General features: G+C 42.6%; 13 protein-coding genes. 6 read left to right on the plus strand and 7 right to left on the minus strand.

Annotated features, from left to right (window positions below; genetic code table 11):
- Positions 1-259: 259 nt before the first annotated feature.
- The 3 genes from ACMVDV_RS17970 to ACMVDV_RS17980 are packed head-to-tail and all read left to right on the plus strand — an operon-like array spanning position 260 to position 5,081.
- On the plus strand, positions 260-1,522 hold the full coding sequence (locus ACMVDV_RS17970; protein WP_416159004.1) for a sugar MFS transporter: 1,263 nt from the start codon (positions 260-262) through the stop codon (positions 1,520-1,522).
- Between the two features lie 17 nt (positions 1,523-1,539).
- Positions 1,540-4,059 carry a glycoside hydrolase family 3 protein gene (locus tag ACMVDV_RS17975; protein WP_416159005.1) on the plus strand — a complete coding sequence of 840 codons (2,520 nt, stop codon included), beginning with the start codon at positions 1,540-1,542 and terminating at the stop codon, positions 4,057-4,059.
- Positions 4,050-5,081, plus strand: a complete 1,032-nt coding sequence (locus tag ACMVDV_RS17980; RefSeq protein WP_416159006.1) for a family 16 glycosylhydrolase — start codon at positions 4,050-4,052, stop codon at positions 5,079-5,081. The genes ACMVDV_RS17975 and ACMVDV_RS17980 overlap by 10 nt, the downstream gene beginning before the upstream one ends.
- 113 nt (positions 5,082-5,194) lie before the next feature.
- On the opposite strand, the gene ACMVDV_RS17985 is transcribed toward ACMVDV_RS17980, so the two are convergent.
- From ACMVDV_RS17985 to ACMVDV_RS18000, 4 genes are all read right to left on the minus strand, one after another.
- The gene (locus ACMVDV_RS17985; RefSeq protein ID WP_416159007.1) at positions 5,195-6,220 is read right to left on the minus strand and encodes a cupin-like domain-containing protein; all 1,026 of its coding nucleotides are present in this window, start codon (positions 6,218-6,220) and stop codon (positions 5,195-5,197) included.
- Entirely contained in the window at positions 6,220-6,945 is a 726-nt protein-coding gene (locus tag ACMVDV_RS17990) for a SapC family protein (protein ID WP_416159008.1), read from the minus strand. Before ACMVDV_RS17990 ends, ACMVDV_RS17985 begins: the two co-directional genes overlap by 1 nt.
- Positions 6,946-7,001: 56 nt before the next feature.
- Positions 7,002-8,555 carry a tryptophan halogenase family protein gene (locus ACMVDV_RS17995; RefSeq protein ID WP_416159009.1) on the minus strand — a complete coding sequence of 518 codons (1,554 nt, stop codon included), beginning with the start codon at positions 8,553-8,555 and terminating at the stop codon, positions 7,002-7,004.
- 100 nt (positions 8,556-8,655) lie between these two features.
- Positions 8,656-11,601, minus strand: a complete 2,946-nt coding sequence (locus ACMVDV_RS18000) for a TonB-dependent receptor (protein WP_416159010.1) — start codon at positions 11,599-11,601, stop codon at positions 8,656-8,658.
- Between the two features lie 341 nt (positions 11,602-11,942).
- Here ACMVDV_RS18000 and ACMVDV_RS18005 point away from each other — a divergent pair, with 341 nt between their 5' ends.
- Positions 11,943-12,557 carry a fumarylacetoacetate hydrolase family protein gene (locus ACMVDV_RS18005; RefSeq protein ID WP_416159011.1) on the plus strand — a complete coding sequence of 205 codons (615 nt, stop codon included), beginning with the start codon at positions 11,943-11,945 and terminating at the stop codon, positions 12,555-12,557.
- Here the strand turns inward: ACMVDV_RS18005 and ACMVDV_RS18010 are convergent.
- From ACMVDV_RS18010 to ACMVDV_RS18020, 3 genes are all read right to left on the minus strand, one after another.
- Positions 12,496-13,437 carry an ABC transporter substrate-binding protein gene (locus tag ACMVDV_RS18010; protein ID WP_416159012.1) on the minus strand — a complete coding sequence of 314 codons (942 nt, stop codon included), beginning with the start codon at positions 13,435-13,437 and terminating at the stop codon, positions 12,496-12,498. The genes ACMVDV_RS18005 and ACMVDV_RS18010 overlap by 62 nt on opposite strands.
- Before the next feature lie 209 nt (positions 13,438-13,646).
- Positions 13,647-14,699 (minus strand): aldo/keto reductase, encoded by a 1,053-nt coding sequence (locus tag ACMVDV_RS18015; RefSeq protein WP_416159013.1) that lies wholly within the window; start codon positions 14,697-14,699, stop codon positions 13,647-13,649.
- A 13-nt stretch (positions 14,700-14,712) separates the two neighbouring features.
- Positions 14,713-15,141: an acyl-CoA thioesterase gene (locus tag ACMVDV_RS18020; protein WP_416159014.1), complete on the minus strand. Its 429-nt coding sequence runs from the start codon at positions 15,139-15,141 to the stop codon at positions 14,713-14,715.
- Between the two features lie 160 nt (positions 15,142-15,301).
- Between ACMVDV_RS18020 and ACMVDV_RS18025 the strand changes: the two genes are divergently transcribed.
- On the plus strand, positions 15,302-15,505 hold the full coding sequence (locus ACMVDV_RS18025; RefSeq protein ID WP_304178510.1) for a hypothetical protein: 204 nt from the start codon (positions 15,302-15,304) through the stop codon (positions 15,503-15,505).
- Between the two features lie 67 nt (positions 15,506-15,572).
- Entirely contained in the window at positions 15,573-16,625 is a 1,053-nt protein-coding gene (dinB, locus tag ACMVDV_RS18030; RefSeq protein ID WP_304178508.1) for a DNA polymerase IV, read from the plus strand.
- Positions 16,626-16,708 lie beyond the last annotated feature (83 nt).

A 16,708-nucleotide genomic window follows, 5' to 3' on the forward strand; every position in this document is an offset into this window, starting at 1 on the left:
TAGTTTTAAATTCGCTCAAGGTGCACCTTTTAACTTTCAGTAGTAGCAATCGCTTAATATTTATTTTGTAGACAGCATAGCTGCTCAATGTAAGCGCTTACAAGTTTTTTGTAAATAAATTGCTAAATTCGATTTATATGTTATAAATGTAAGCGCTTACATTTAATGTTGCAACTATTATTTGCTTTTATAATTTGCATAAAAAAGCCCAGTTGTAGTTGTAATGAACTGATAATTAAAAATAATTAGAGATTTTAATATGGCACATGTCACACACACTTTGGCAGAGAACGAACATAGCCAGCAACCTATGAGCAAGCACACCTTTGCTTTAACGTCGTTGACCACATTATTTTTTATGTGGGGATTCATTACCTGCTTAAATGATATTTTGATCCCGTATCTAAAAGGCATGTTTTCGCTAAACTATACTCAAGCAATGCTAGTGCAGTTCTGCTTTTTTGGCGCTTATTTTGTTATGTCGATCCCCGCAGGTAAATTAGTTGCCAAGATTGGCTATCAATACGGCATTGTTATTGGTCTTGTGGTTGCAGCCATTGGTTGCGCGTTGTTTTACCCCGCAGCGGTTGCCCATGTTTATGAACTGTTTTTACTGGCGTTGTTTGTATTAGCGTCTGGTATTACTATTTTACAAGTGTCAGCAAACCCGTATGTGAGTGTACTTGGCTCACCTAAAACAGCTTCATCACGCTTAACCATGACTCAAGCATTCAATTCACTAGGTACTACCATAGCGCCCATTTTTGGTGGTTGGTTAATTTTAACTGAAGTGAGCCAAGCAACTGCAGAGCAAGTGAAGTTTCCTTACTTAATGCTTTCAGCCAGTTTATTAGTGCTTGCGGTTATTTTTGCATTTTTAAAATTGCCTAAACTAGGTAAAGAGAGTGACTCTGAGGCTCAAAATCAACAGGTTGAGGGATTTGTTGATTTAGGCAGTGTGTGGCAGTACCGTCATTTACTTTTTGGCGCCTTAGGCATTTTTGTTTACGTGGGTGCTGAGGTTGCTATTGGTAGCTTCTTAGTTGGCTTTTTAACGCTTGATCATATTAGCAGTTTAACGGAGCAGCAAGCCGCTCATTATATTAGTTACTACTTTGCCGGTGCGATGATAGGCCGCTTTATTGGCGCCGTTGTGATGCAAAAATTTGATGCCGGTAAAGTGCTTGCCTGTCATGGCTTACTTGCCATTGTGCTGATTATTATGGCGATGACTGGACAAGGTGGATTTGCCATGTGGGCGCTTTTACTGGTTGGTCTGTGTAATTCAATTATGTTCCCAACTATTTTCAGTTTAGCGTTGCAAGGGCTAGGTAAATACACCTCACAAGGCTCAGGTATCCTTTGTTTAGCGATTGTTGGTGGTGCGATTATCCCACTACTACAAGGTGTGCTTGCTGATAGTATTGGTGTGCAGTTAGCGCTGTTGTTACCAATAGGCTGTTATTTATATATCACTTACTTTGCGCTGTTTGGCTCAAAAGTATCGTTTACTCGTCATTAATAATTAGGTGCAAAAACATGACATTAAAAAAACCATTCACACTTACTGCGCTAATGATGGCGGCCATCGCGATGAACGGCTGCACTGGGCCTGAACAAATGCAAACGAGTAAAGTAGTTGATAATGAAATTTGGCCAAAAATAGCAACCGGTATTAAAGATGATGCCAACATGGAAGCGGCAATTGCTAAGTTATTAAATAGTATGACGCTTGAGCAAAAAATTGCGCAAATGATCCAGCCTGAAATTCGCGATATAACAGTGGAAGATATGCGTAAATATGGCTTTGGCTCTTATTTAAATGGTGGCGGGGCGTTTCCTAATAATGATAAACATGCAACCGCAGCTGATTGGATAGCGCTTGCTGAGAAGATGTATCAAGCATCAGTGGATGATTCCCTTGATGGTATTAATATTCCAACTATGTGGGGAACCGATGCGGTACATGGTCATAACAATGTGATTGGCGCCACTTTGTTCCCGCATAACATTGGTTTAGGCGCCACGAATAACCCTGCACTGATTGAAAAAATAGCCGCAGCAACCGCGCAAGAAGTAATGGTAACAGGCATTGACTGGGTATTTGCACCGACAGTTGCAGTGGTACGTGACGACCGTTGGGGTCGCACTTACGAAGGTTATTCAGAAGACCCTGAAATTGTGCGTGATTATTCAGCAGCAATCGTAAAAGGCCTGCAAGGCGCGGTTGATCAAGACTTTTTATCTGATAAACGCGTTATTAGTACGGTTAAACACTTTTTAGGTGATGGTGGTACGCAAGGCGGTGATGATCAAGGCGACAACATCTCATCAGAGCAAGAGTTGTTCGACATTCATGCGCAAGGTTATGTAGGTGGCTTAGGTGCCGGTGCACAAACGGTTATGGCCTCATTTAATAGTTGGCATGGTGAAAAAATTCACGGCAGTAAATACTTATTGACCGATGTCCTCAAAGGCAAAATGGGCTTTGATGGTTTTGTAGTTGGCGACTGGAACGGCCATGGGCAAATAGACGGTTGTACTAATGGTAATTGTGCACAAGCAGCGAACGCTGGGTTAGATGTGTACATGGTGCCAACCGATGCCTGGAAACCACTTTACGAAAATTTAATTGCTCAAGTTAAAAGTGGCGAAATTGCACAAAGCCGAATTGATGATGCCGTGACTCGTATTTTACGAGTGAAAATGCGCGCGGGTTTATTTGATAAACCAAGCCCTGCACAGCGTCCACTCTCGGGTAAAACTGAAGTAATTGGTAGCGCGGAACATCGTGCTATAGCAAAGCAAGCAGTTCGTGAGTCACTAGTATTACTTAAAAATAAACAACAGCTATTACCACTTTCACCTAAAGCAAATGTGCTTGTGGCAGGTTTAGGTGCCGATAACATTGGTATGCAGTCTGGTGGCTGGAGTATCACATGGCAAGGCACTGGCAACGAAAATAGCGATTTCCCAGGTGGTACCTCGATTTTGGATGGTATTGAACACACCGTTAAGCAAGCAGGCGGGCAAGTTCAGTATGACTTAAACGGAGAGTTCAATACTCGTCCAGATGTTGCGATTGTAGTGTTTGGTGAACAACCTTATGCAGAAGGTAACGGCGACCTAGATAATCTTGAATATCAACGTGGTAATAAAACAGATTTAGCCTTGTTACGTAAGCTTAAAAAGGCTGGTATTCCTGTTGTATCGCTATTTATTAGTGGCCGCCCGATGTGGGTAAATGCAGAATTAAATGCCAGTGATGCCTTTGTTGCTACTTGGCTGCCTGGTAGTGAAGGGGATGCCCTGAGCGATGTGTTATTTGCCAATGCTGATGGCTCTGTAAATCATGACTTTAAAGGTAAGTTATCATTCTCGTGGCCAAACAACCCAATCGACAATGCAAATCGAGGGGACACTGATTACGCGCCATTGCTGCCATACGGTTTTGGTTTAACGTACGCGGATAAAAATACGCTAGGTGATGACTTAGCAGAGCAAAGCCAAGTAACCGAGCAGCTTGAAGACTTAGTGTTATTTGAACGTGCTGTAAAAGCGCCGTGGAGCTTACAGCTGCAAAGTGGTGAGCAGCAAAAAACCATGGTAAGCAGCCGAGCAACTGTGGGTGCTGTCAGTGTTAAAACCTTTGACAAAGACGTACAAGAAGATGCGCGTGCTATTACCTTTACTGGCGAACAGCTTGCGGCGGTACGGTTAATGGCTGCATTTCCGTCTGACTTACGCTCTTTTGTTGAAAAACAAGGGCAGCTACAGATGCAGATAAAAGTTGATAAAGCAGGCACCAGCCCACTGTGGTTAGGCATGCAATGTGGCGATGATTGCCAAGGTCAGTTAGATATCACTGAGCGACTAAATAATGATGCACAGTGGCAAACAGTGAATATTGATCTAGCCTGTTTTGCTGAGCAAAACGTCAACCTTGGTCAGGTGTTTTCACCGTGGCAATTAAGTACCCAAGGTGATTGGCAGCTATCAATTGCGAAATTAACAGTGAGTAGCAAACATACACAGGAGTCGGCTATCCTATGTCAATAAAAACTCCAACACTCTTATTGTTGGTAGGCGCACTTAGCGCCTGCCAACAGGTAGTGCAAACTGAGCCTGTAACTGCCAGTTTAGGTGATGGTTGGCAGCTGGTTTGGCAAGATGAATTTAATGGCTCACAAATTGATTCGCAAAAATGGCAGCATGAAATAAATTGCCGTGGTGGTGGCAATGACGAAAAACAATGTTATACCGCCCGTGCAGAAAATAGCTTTGTCGATCAAGGTCTGCTGCATATTATTGCTCGTAAAGAGCAGTACACAGGAGCTAAGTATAATCGTGATGAAGTTAGTAGCGATGCTGAGCGAGCAATCACCCAAACCCAACCGTTTACCTCGGCACGTTTACGTAGTAAAGGTTTAGGCGATTGGCAATATGGCCGCTTTGAAATACGCGCCAAATTACCCGCCGGGCAAGGGGCTTGGCCGGCAATTTGGATGCTGCCTACTGATTGGCAATATGGCCGTTGGGCCTCGTCTGGCGAAATAGACATTATGGAAGCGGTTAATCTTAAAGTGCCAACAGATGATAAAACCGCGCCAGCAGGCACACTCGAGAGCCGTGTCCATGGTACTTTGCATTATGGCGGTCCAGCACCGAGCAATGTTTACAGTGGTACAGCGTATACCTTTGCTGGCGATCAAAATCCTGCCGATACCTTTCATGTTTATGCTCTTGAGTGGCAGCAAGATGAAATGCGCTGGTATGTGGATGATATTCATTTTGCTACCTTTAAAAGTGAGCAGTGGTATTCAGTTAGTGAGCAAGCTGATGGTACGTTAGTGGAAAACTCAGGTTTTGCACCTTTTGATAAACGCTTTCATATGCTGTTGAACTTTGCGGTTGGCGGTAATTGGCCTGCTAACGTGAATGAAAAAGGCGTGGATGAAAGTGGCTTTCCAAAACAGATGCTGGTGGATTACGTGCGAGTATTTGAGTGTAGTGCTAACCCACAAACGGGCAAAGGCTGCGCCACCTATCAAGATTCTGCTAAGCAGATAATACGTATATAGGTAAACGACTTTAAGTTATTTGGGTCTTAAGCCTGGTGTTACATCGCCGAACTCGTTGTAACCGCAGGCTTAAGATTCATCTCATCATTTATATATAGCCAAACCACCAAGTATTAGCGATTTAATTTTTGTAGTAATAGCTGGCGAATTTTTCGTGCAGTCAGTTCATCCACTTCCCCAAGAATGCCTTTTACATCTTCTGGTGTGTGTTCACTAAGCTTAACATCGTCATTAAATACATAATGATTAAAGAAAGTCTGCCAGTGAGCTTTATGGCTTGTGGGTAAGTCTTTAATTGCCAGCATACTGTGCAGTAGTGCATCAAATGGATTGGCTAAATGATCAGCTGCTTGGCGCCACCAATAGTTAACCAGTACATTAAATCCCCCTGGTGCACTCACCTGATGCCACCAAAGTGCAGGAATAAATATGCCATCACCGGGTGCTAACTTGGCGATCAGCGCGCTGTTTAGCGCCTGTTCAAAGCGGGGGAAACGGTTAAAATCAGGAGCAGCAAAATCAACTAAGCTGACGGCTTGTCCTGCTGGGGTGAATTCCAGCGGGCCAATATATAAGTTATCTACTTGCTCTGGGGCGAATAATATAAATTCACGGCTGCCAGCTGCTACGCAGGCAAGGTTGTCGGCATTATCATAATGGGCGGCAATTTGGCTGTGATTACCCACCCACAAGCTCTTTAAACACTGATGCGACGTGACCTGTAACGGGTTACTGACATTAAACTGCGGCGCGCAGTAATCGCACGCCGTTGAGCCCATATAATAAGAGTCTGGTTCGGCTATCGTCTTCGTTTGTTCTAATTGGCCAAGTAATGCAACTAAATTGCTCGCATATTGGCTAAAATTAAAGCCGTTCATTTGGGCATTGTAAAAATAACGGCCACGCTCTTTGGCTGGGGCTGAAAATGCCCGTACAGGTGAGTCGCTAGCAAGGCTTTTTAAATAACTCAGTGCTTGTTGATCGCTTTGTTTGGCTTGCTCAACCATAGGCCAGTGCGCGCATACGTCTTTGATCACAACAGGGGTTGTTTGCTCGGCTAAAAAGCTCGGCAAGTCGTCGATGTCATCAATATGGCATTGCCTGACTTGCTGCTTTATTTGTTGAGCTGCGCTTGGCATTACTGCTGCGCCCATTTTTTATTAAGTAAGGTAGGGATCTGTTCAAGCGATGCAATTGCCATATAAATAGCCTGCAAATAACCACTGTGCTGTAAGGCGTGTAGCTGCTCGCTGGTGAGGGTATTTAAGGTTTGTTGATTGATAGTATAAAAACCGCCGACAGTGACTTTATCAGCATTTTTTTGTTGGTATTCAATTGTAAATGCTTCAATTAAATTAAGCTCAAGGAGTTGTTCAAAAAAAGCGGGGAGGGCTTGATTTTCAAGATGCAGGGTATTCAGTACTTGGGCAATATGGCTTAAGTAGTCGCTATTGCCACCGTGTTCTAAAAACACAGCTTCCCCTTCTGTTGTATTAATACGTGGGCTGTCTAAATCTACATGCACCACTAACGATTGCTCAGGTATGCCTTGGTTATACTGTGTTTGCTGGCCGATTAAAAAAGGTTGGCGCTGCATGCTCAGTGGTAAGTAATTCAGTGCTAAGTTGCCTTGTGTATCGAGTAGTAGGTTTTCGCTATTTTCAAAGCCAAATAAGGCTAATGCTTCAAACTGCCCTGACTGTGGGTGCTTACGAAATACAATGGGTTGATTAGCTTGTACTTTAGTGAATTCACTCGGGTAAATAGCTGTGCAGCTGATGTTATCGCCCCATTTTGCGCCACGTTCGGTGATCACTTTTAATTCTTTATGACTAATATTATCAAGTAAAACATGGTTGGCCATGTGGCCTCCTGATTTTAAATAAGGTTAATTCAATTGGTTAACTTAAACCTGTTAAGTTAAATAGGCTGTAAACCAAAGTTTTTAATATGCTCCAGTAACTGGCGGTTAGTGGGTAAGTTGGCTAACCCTTGCTTTGCAGCTTGCTGATTATTGCTAAAATGCTCAATGATACTTGCGGGCATGTTCATTTTGGGAAATGCCGGTAAGTGCTTCATACCGTATAAAACAAACTGATAACTAGCCGCTGAAAACACTTCTTGGGCACGGTCAAAATCATTCAGCCAAGGACTTTGGTATTGCCATAGCGCAAGGTTATCAAGCAGGGTTTGCGGTATTGTGTTGCTATCTCTATGTGCTTGCCAATAGTCGCTACTACGCTTTGATAACACATAGTGCAGTTTTAAAAACTCAATGATACGCTGCCACCGATAGTGGCATTGTTGATCAAAGCGTTTACTGAGCTGAGGCATGGCCTTGCGGTGAGTTGGAAAGTTTGCCAGTAGCGTGTTTAAGCCCAGTTCCACCATCACCAAAGCTGAGGCTTCCAGTGGTTCGATAAAGCCTGCTGACATACCAATTGCGATACAGTTTTTATGCCAAAACTGTGTTCGATAGCCTGGTTGAAAGCTCAATTCGCGGATGGTTAACTTGTTAATATCGAGCTCACTTTGTGTGGCTTTTAAATAACTTATCAGCTTATCTTTCGCGCCTTGATTAGTTTCATATTCACTTGAATACACCATACCAACACCACGGCGAGTTTGTAAGCCGATATCCCAAATCCAGCCGCTATCTTGCGCCGTTGCTTTAGTGTAAGAAAGGAGCTCTTGTTCACTGTTAGGGTAGGGGACTTGCACAGCCACTGCGCGGTTATTAAATAGAATATGTTGTTGCGATTCTAGTGGTACCTGATAGTGCTTATCAATTAAGCGGCCATGATGGCCTGAGCAATCAATAAATAAGTCGCCAGTGATCAGGCCGTGATCACGGGTTTTTACCCCACTTATATAACCATCGTCATCGTTGATCACCTCATCAACATGACTTATCAGATGATTGACATTGAGCTTAGTAACGCAGTGACGCATTAATAGTTGCGCAAATTTTCCAGCATCTAAATGATAGCCATAGTTTGCCTGTGCTTGATAGTCGCTGTGTAAATGTGTTTTTGGGGCTTTGTGGTGATCGCAAAAGTAAGTTTGGCTGGCAACTGCATGACTAAAGCTAACCGCTTCATGTTGGGCAAACCAATAAGGCGCTATATTTAGGCTTTGATAAGCAACGGGCAAGCTAAACGGGTGGTAGTAGTAGTCGTTACTGTCGTCATTGCTTTTATCATCGCACCAGCCATCAAAACGAGAACCTTGTTTAAACGATGCATCACATTCACGAATGAATTGTGTTTCACTAATACCAATGGTTTTTAAAGTTTTCCGCATGGTCGGCCAAGTACCTTCACCAACACCTAAAGTGGCCACCTCAGGCGATTCAATAAGGGTAACTTTAGCGTTGTGAGTCAGATGCCCTTGAGCGGCTATAAGTCCAGCGCTAAGCCAGCCAGCACTGCCGCCGCCAATTATAATAATATGATTTATCGCGGATATTGCCATTAATAATTACCAAATTAAGTGATATACCCTTGTCATAATGAGGGTATAAATAGCGTAGCAAAAAAAAGCCGCTTTGCAGCGGCTTTTTGACAACAAAATATTAGAAAGCGTAGCGGAAACCAATGTTGTAACGGGCACCGTACTGATTAGCACGTAATAACTGCTCAGAGTAACGAACATAAGTACGTTGTGTTTCGTCTGTTAAGTTTAAGCCTTCCACAAACACAGTTAGCTGCTCGTTTACTGCGTAGTTCACGTTAATATCCCACTGACCATAAGATTCAGTAAAGATAGGCGATGAATGTTGATCAAAGCCATTTAAGAACTCATCACGCCAGTTATACGATAGACGCGCTGATAAACCGTTTAAATCATAAATTGCCGAGAGGTTAGCTGAGTCACTTAACCCCGGTAGTGCAAATTGGAAACCAACAGCATCACGATCTGCTTCAACATCACCAAATACGAAAGTGGCGTTTGCAACGACACCAAATCCAGTGTCGCCAAACATGTGCTGTGCAGCAAGCTCCCAACCCCATAAGTTACCTGTCTCAACGTTAGTATCGCGGGCAACATCAAAGATAGTTAATGGATCCGTTGCTGCGCCTGTGATGCCGGTACCTTGTGCTGTGCCTTGGTTTTCATTGATCTTGTCATGAATTGCTTGATCAGAAGGGGTGACACCTTCGGCTGCTAAATCTTCGCGAGCTTGTTCTGCGCGTTCACCGACAAATGGGTCACGAATATCACCCATGGTTTCTTGAGTTGTGACATTAACAATAAAGTTTTCAACTTGTTTACGGTAATAACCCGCCGACATATAGCTGCCTTCGCCGTAGTAATATTCAAGTGATAAATCAATGTTATCAGATACAAATGGTTTTAGGTTTGGGTTACCTACAGCCACTTTACGTTGACCCACCTTAGGGTTACCTAAAAATGAGGTGGTGGAACGTAGTGAACCTACAGGAGGGCGTGCCAGTGTACGGCTATAAGAGAAACGTGCCATTACATCTTGGGCAACTTCAACATTAATATCTAAGTTTGGTAAGAATTCGCTGCTGCTACCCTCGCCAGCTGAGAAGGTTTGATCGCCAAAGTCATATGACCATTCGTTACCATTGACCCATATCATGCTAGTAGCTGGTCTCTCAAGGCTATCAGAGCTAACGTCAGTTTTTTCATAACGTAAGCCAACCGCCATGGTGACGTACATGTTGTTAAATTCGGTTTCAAAATTAGCTTGCGTGTAGAATGAGAGCGTTTTTTCACTCACACGTTGGTCGTTGTCGATAGGGCCTGCTTGCACCTTGCCATTTAACTCGGCTGGCCAGCTACAGGCACCAATGCCGCCATCAGGGTGGTCACAATCAATGCTTTCTGCGATTGCCACAATTTCATCAAAATCAGCATCGTAATAGTAGTTAAGTAGTTTATCGCTGCCACCGCCAGAGAAGCCATCTAAAAAGCCTGAGGTATCAACACGAGTAAACAAGCTATCATCGTACCAATCCGCAGAGTTTAACCACCAACCTGCAGCTAGCTGCTCTGAATAAGCTTGTGTAGTTCGAAAATCAATCTTTGTGTGTGATACACCGAAATTAATACTCGAAAGCGCACTGCTGTTTTCGTTATACCAAGTGCTTTTAAGCTGATATTGATCAATGTCATTGGTGTTGGAGTCTTTATTAACACCGGCAAATAAGGAGCCCATATCGCTTGGCATTAACTCTGCTTGGCCATTGGTTAAAGTCATGCCGATCAGCGGAATTTCGCCTTGGCTAAAGTCAGCCATTTTTTCATCAATATTCACGGTTGGGTTAGCACACGAACCACATGAGGTGTTACCAATGATCATAAATGCATCGTGGCCAATGCCAGCACCGGCACTTTCTGCCGATGAATTATGGGCATCAAACTCAATGTTGAAGTTGTCAGTCACTTGCCAATCAAGGTTTAAACCCAGTGATTTATTTTCGTTGGTCGTGGCACCACGGTTTAAGTTAGTTGAGTAATCCCCACCAAACTCGCTTACTTGTGTGTAGGTACCATTTTCATTGATGTTAGCTGAATTTACGTTACCACCGTTGTTAAACCATACACCAAAACTACGGCCGTCTTTTTCAAACTCAAGTTTTGAATACGTGTAATCAAGTGTTGCGGTCAGTTTTTCAGATGGTGCGTATTGTAGTACCAGTTGGCCATTGGTACGTTTACGGGTGTTATCTGAAAATGCATAACCAGCATTTTGCGGATACCACGTAGTGCCGTCTGCACGTTGGTTGTTATCGGTTACTGATAAATTCGGTGATGTTGAAATATCAACATTTGGGATCCAGTTATCAACCGCCATTGATTGCTCGCGGTTGTCACGCTCTTGCACAGAGCCTGAAATTAAAATACCGAATTTGTCGTCATTAAATGTGTTGCTGTAAATACCTGAATATTCGGGAGTAACATCTTTACCAGTTTCATTTGAGGTGTCATGTACGGCTTTTGCACCTACTGAGGCATGTAAACCTGGGTTCGATAAAGGTTTAGCGGTACTGATATTAACGGTTGCGCCAATGCCACCACTTGGAATGTCAGCGCGGGCTGTTTTATAAACTTCAACACCGCTAACACTTTCGGTGGCGATGTCGGCAAAGTCAAATGAGCGGCCACCGGTGGTTGGCATTTGGCGACCATTTAGCGTCACTAAGTTAAACTCAGGGCCAAAACCACGTACGGTGATTTTGCTGCCTTCACCGTTGCTGCGGTCAATTGATACACCAGTGATCCGTTGCAGCGATTCAGCAAGGTTAGTATCAGGGAACTTGCCGATATCTTCAGAGGTGATAGCGTCTACAACGCCAGCAGATTGGCGTTTAATATCCATAGACTTAACTAAGCTGCCGCGAATACCTGACACTTGAATAACTTCTATATCTGTTTTTGCAGCGGGCTCTTCTTCGGCGACGGCGGAATGAGGAATTAGCACACTTAAACCCATAGCCATGGACAGACTAATAGCAAGCTGCTTTTTCTTGAAATGTGTGTGGTTCATGCAAATCTCCAGATTTGATTTTATTGTTGTGTTTGTCGTCTAATGTAAGCGCTTACATTTAATTGTAAAAAAAATCGCCGAACCCGACTTTATTTATGTAACCGCTTACATTAAGTTAGTAGAAAGTAAAACAATCGTCAATAGTTATTAGTTTATGTATCTACGGCCAATCGGTATGTTTATGTTATTATAGGGAATATTTAATCATAATTATTTGCTAAGCTGTTGTTTATCTCCATTTTTAGTGGCAAATATAGGAATTAATGTATGATAATACTTGTTAATATCTTTAACTTATAAGTAATGTTAGCAACGAGACATAGGTACGAGGAAGGTTTGCAATGAATACCATTAAAGTGGCAGGGCAATCAGTCACGCCCAATAAAATTATCTGTATTGGCCGTAATTATGCTGCACATATTGCTGAGCTGGGCAATGAAACCCCCAGTGAAATGCTGTTATTTATAAAGCCGAATAGCGCTATCAGTGAACAGTTACACAGTCAGCATAATCAAGACACTTTACACTTTGAGACTGAACTTTGTTTTATCGTTAAAAATAATCAGCTTAGTGCTGTGGGCTTAGGGTTAGATTTAACTAAACGAGAAGTGCAAACGCGATTAAAAACGCAAGGTTTGCCATGGGAGCGAGCGAAGGCGTTTGATGGCTCGGCATTATTCAGTGAGTTTGTGGCAATTACAGATGCGCAGCAGCCATTTAGCTTTCAGCTGACGATTGATGGCCATATCCAGCAACAAGGCGATTGTGGGTTAATGATCCACAAAGCGGATGCCATATTGGCTGAAATTAGCCAATTTATGAGCTTGCAAGATGGCGATATCATTATGACAGGGACGCCCGCAGGGGTTGGTGAAGTCAGTGCCGGCAGTGAGTTTATTGTTCAGCTTTATTTGGATGCTCAACTTCTTCTGGAGCAGCGCTGGCTGGCAGATTAACGTTTAATACTTGTTGCTGATACTGCACAAGAAAGTCAGGAAACGTTGACTCAAGCCATTGTCGTTGCGACATTTGGTATTGAGCTGATGGTAAAATACTTTGCTGTAATACGCGATTAATTTGACGTAGTGCGTTATTAGCAAAGTTATTTGGCGCATTTGCAGAGCAACCTATGGCTCCAAGCACTAAGTTGTTTTGGTGATCGGCTATTGGCAAAGCAACCACATTACTCAACTCGCTAAAACGATTGTAATAATCGGCTAGAAACGGATAGTCGATGGTATAGTCAATATAGCCATGATTTAGCCTTGCAATGACGGCGCTACTTTCGTTCTCACTGCTCCAACTTAAAGAGGCGTTTTCGTAGCTTTTAGTGTTATAAGCTATTTCATTTATTTTACGGGTAAATTTTCTTGCAGCGGTTTGGCCAAAAATAAAATGATTGTCTGTGAGTAAGTTAATTAGTTGTACGGGAGCACCATGGCGTAAGCTGATTGCCTTGGCATTTGTTGGTGTGGTAATAATATTAAATGCAGGGTATACCGTAGTTGGTATGGAATAGGCAGCTCGATCTGTGCTTTTTGTACGGTGGATCATACATGGGTAGCAAGCCATTTTTCCTTCATCTAAATATTTGCCGATACGCTTTTGCGGTAATAAAAAACGGCTGTGCTTTATCTCAGGTAATTGTGCAATCAGTTGTTCAACTAAATAATCGCACAGCCCTCCAGCAGGAGCTTGCGTACTTTTCTCTAAATGAAATGGAGCGGTATCACTTTGTAGCCAAGTAATTTCAGTAATCGTGTTAGTGCGATTTGCATATGCGTAGTTACTTGAAAAGTAAAAGAATAGAGTAATAATGTAATACACGCTTCGCATAGTTAAATATCTTACTTGTTAACAACTTATTTTCGAGTATACAACAACTAATATTTTCTGCTACCTAAGACTGAGGGCCGTTGTGGAAAGTTATAAAACCTCATACTTTGTTGGTATTTTACCTTTTATTTATGACTCAAAGCGTGTTGTGAGGAAGAGATAAAGCGCGAAGTTAAGCCCAACCAATATTATTGATCGGGCTAATTTACTTAGAATGGCATTGGATATTGTCTAAATATTGCATCAATATCAGTGAGTGCTTGCTCACTTAGCTCGATATTAAACGCGTCTATGTCTTCTTTTAATTGCGCTAAGCTGGTCGCACCAATAATTGACGAGGTTACGCCATCTACTTGGTCGCACCATGCCAGCGCCAACTGTGCAGGGGTTAGCTGATATTGCTGGGCAATCTCAACATAGTGACTAATTGCTTGCTGGGATTGCGCGGTATCACGGAATAAGCCGTTACGCTGTACTAAGGTCCAGCGGCTTCCTTCAGGGCGAGCGCCATTTAGGTACTTACCCGTTAACATACCGCCTGCGAGTGGCGACCAAGGAAGATAGGCAATATCTTCATGAATACATTGCTCAATTAAATAAGGCCAATCTTTGGCATGTAATAAACTAAACTCATTTTGAATTGATACCATGCGCGGTAAATTATGTTGCTCACTTAAACGTAGAAATTGGCTTATACCCCAGGGCGTGTCGTCAGATAGGCCACAATGTTTAATTTTACCGGCTTTAACGCAATCATTTAAACCTTCCAGAATGTCTAACATACCTGCCGTGTGCTGCTGTGTATTGGCATCACTAAAACGGATCATACCAGGCCATTGTTTGCTAAAGTGCGGCGATTGGCGATTTGGCCAATGTAGTTGATATAAATCGATTACATCGGTTTGCAGGCGTTTTAATGATGCATCAACGGCGCTGACCACCGTTTGACGAGTAATATCACCCCCATCACGCACCCAAGATAGGCCATTACCAGCAATTTTGGTTGCCAGCACAATGTCATTTCGTTTACTTGGATTACGTGCTAGCCAGTTACCTATAATTTGCTCTGTCTTTCCGTAAGTATCAGGCGTGGGTGGAATGGCATACATTTCAGCGGTATCAATAAAATTAACACCTTGCGCTAGGGCGTAAGCTATTTGCTCATCCGCATCGGCTTGATTATTTTGCACGCCCCACGTCATACTGCCTAAGCACACGCGTGATACATTGATACCACTACTGCCAAGAGGGTTATAACGCATAATGATTCCTTATTTAATCTTGCGAGTAGGTTTTAAGAGCCGTTAAAAGAGGTTCACTTAAATTAGCTTTGTTGCCTGTTTTAAAGTTGAACATCACCACTTGTGATGAGCCAATAGTCGTCAACGCGTTTTGTGCTTGGCTAAACACCTTGTAATGCATCATAAAGCGATCAACTTGAATGTCACTGATTGTTACCCCTACAAGCACAGTATCTGGAAACGTAACTGGGCGCTTATAACGGGCGTTATTTTCGCTGATCACCGGTCCTACCCCTGTTTTTTGTAAGTCTTCGAGCAAATTAATTTGGTTAAAAAAATCAATTCGGGCAGTTTCAAAATAACGGAAATAAACGACATTATTAACGTGCTGTAAGGCATCCATTTCACCCCAAGCAACATTAATTTTGGTGTGAATAGGGTGTTGTTCTATAAACGATTGCATAAACAAACTCGATTACTGTAATGAATACTCAGGTTAGCAATATGCTGCTTTTAGCTCAAGAAAATTAGAAAAATCATCAAAACATGCTAGCTTTAGTAGTTCACGCTTACGTAAATGATAACTTTCAGTTTGGTGTTTTGATGATTTAAAGGAGCAAATTATGAACTTAGTTGCAGCAAAAATTACCAAATGGTTGGCCCTGCTTGGCCTGCTGGGTTTAGCATTTTTGTGTTATGCAATGGGCAACGCATCAGGTGCTATAGCATTAGTGATCCTTGGCTTTGTATTCGAAGGTGCTTTTTGGTTGTTTGGGCATAGATTATTTACACGCAAGAAAAACCTAGAAGAAGAATCTCCCAGCTGATAACTTGCTTATAGGGTAAAGTTAATTAATAATAACTGTTCATATATACAGTTGTTTGGTTTTGGGAATGAAAAAGTTTATTCATATCGACATGGATTGCTTTTATGCCGCGGTAGAAATGCGCGACAATCCAGCGTTAGCTAATGTGCCGTTGGCTATTGGTGGTAATAGTAGAAGAGGCGTACTGTCGACGGCCAATTATATTGCTCGTGAATACGGTGTGCGCTCGGCTATGTCCAACTATCATGCTAAACAACGCTGCCCTGATTTAGTGATTGTGCCTGGCCGCATGCAGGTATACAAAGCAATCTCTCTACAAATTCGCGCTATTTTTCAGCGTTATACCGATTTAATCGAACCCCTTTCCTTAGATGAAGCCTACCTTGATGTCACCGACAGCACAGCGTGTAAAGGCAGTGCGACATTAATGGCGCAGCAAATCCGTGCTGATATTTTTGCCGCTACTGGCTTAACCGCATCAGCAGGTGTGGCACCAATAAAGTTTATTGCCAAAATCGCCAGTGACGAAAATAAACCAAATGGCCAGTTTGTAGTGTTACCAGAACTAGTTGATGAGTTTTTGGCGCAATTACCTCTAGGCAAAATACCCGGTGTGGGTAAGGTCACTTTGGAAAAGCTTAATTTAAAGGGCTTATACACAGGTGCCGATGTGTGCGAAAAAGGTGTTAACTGGATGCAGCAGCATGTTGGTAACTTTGGCGTGTCGCTGTATCAAAAATGTGCGGGCTTACATATTGGTAAAGTGTCTACAGAGCGGGTGCGTAAATCTCTGAGTGTAGAACATACCTACGAATACAATAAAACCAGCTTACAAGAATGCTTAGAACAATTGCCCATTTTGTTAGAAGAACTTACTCGACGATTAGCAAAACAGCAATTACAACAACGCATCAATAAACTCAGTGTGAAAGTAAAATTTGCTAATTTTGTGGTGACATCGGCAGATCAGTCCTATCATCAAATTGACACAGCTATATTTACTGAACTACTAAGCAAAGCGTATCAACGTGGTCAACAGCAACCGGTACGATTACTTGGCATCGGGATTGGCGTAAAAAACGAGCCGCAACAGCATCTTCAGTTAAGTATATTAGACTAAAGGTTTAGCGTGTTTTTTACTCAAGTCTTGCTAGTGTAGAAAATGAACAACACACATTTATATAACTATAACTATAAGGAGAT

Source organism: Pseudoalteromonas sp. ASV78 (assembly GCF_047806705.1).
GTDB classification, from domain to species: Bacteria; Pseudomonadota; Gammaproteobacteria; order Enterobacterales; family Alteromonadaceae; genus Pseudoalteromonas; species Pseudoalteromonas prydzensis_A.

Bases quoted from the DNA above. Each gene is read 5' to 3' on its own strand.
- ACMVDV_RS17970 (WP_416159004.1), top strand. From the start codon at position 260: ATGGCACATGTCACACACACTTTGGCAGAGAACGAACATAGCCAGCAA.
- ACMVDV_RS17975 (WP_416159005.1), top strand. From the start codon at position 1,540: ATGACATTAAAAAAACCATTCACACTTACTGCGCTAATGATGGCGGCC.
- ACMVDV_RS17980 (WP_416159006.1), top strand. From the start codon at position 4,050: ATGTCAATAAAAACTCCAACACTCTTATTGTTGGTAGGCGCACTTAGC.
- ACMVDV_RS17985 (WP_416159007.1), bottom strand. From the start codon at position 6,220: ATGCCAAGCGCAGCTCAACAAATAAAGCAGCAAGTCAGGCAATGCCAT.
- ACMVDV_RS17990 (WP_416159008.1), bottom strand. From the start codon at position 6,945: ATGGCCAACCATGTTTTACTTGATAATATTAGTCATAAAGAATTAAAA.
- ACMVDV_RS17995 (WP_416159009.1), bottom strand. From the start codon at position 8,555: ATGGCAATATCCGCGATAAATCATATTATTATAATTGGCGGCGGCAGT.
- ACMVDV_RS18000 (WP_416159010.1), bottom strand. From the start codon at position 11,601: ATGAACCACACACATTTCAAGAAAAAGCAGCTTGCTATTAGTCTGTCC.
- ACMVDV_RS18005 (WP_416159011.1), top strand. From the start codon at position 11,943: ATGAATACCATTAAAGTGGCAGGGCAATCAGTCACGCCCAATAAAATT.
- ACMVDV_RS18010 (WP_416159012.1), bottom strand. From the start codon at position 13,437: ATGCGAAGCGTGTATTACATTATTACTCTATTCTTTTACTTTTCAAGT.
- ACMVDV_RS18015 (WP_416159013.1), bottom strand. From the start codon at position 14,699: ATGCGTTATAACCCTCTTGGCAGTAGTGGTATCAATGTATCACGCGTG.
- ACMVDV_RS18020 (WP_416159014.1), bottom strand. From the start codon at position 15,141: ATGCAATCGTTTATAGAACAACACCCTATTCACACCAAAATTAATGTT.
- ACMVDV_RS18025 (WP_304178510.1), top strand. From the start codon at position 15,302: ATGAACTTAGTTGCAGCAAAAATTACCAAATGGTTGGCCCTGCTTGGC.
- dinB (WP_304178508.1), top strand. From the start codon at position 15,573: ATGAAAAAGTTTATTCATATCGACATGGATTGCTTTTATGCCGCGGTA.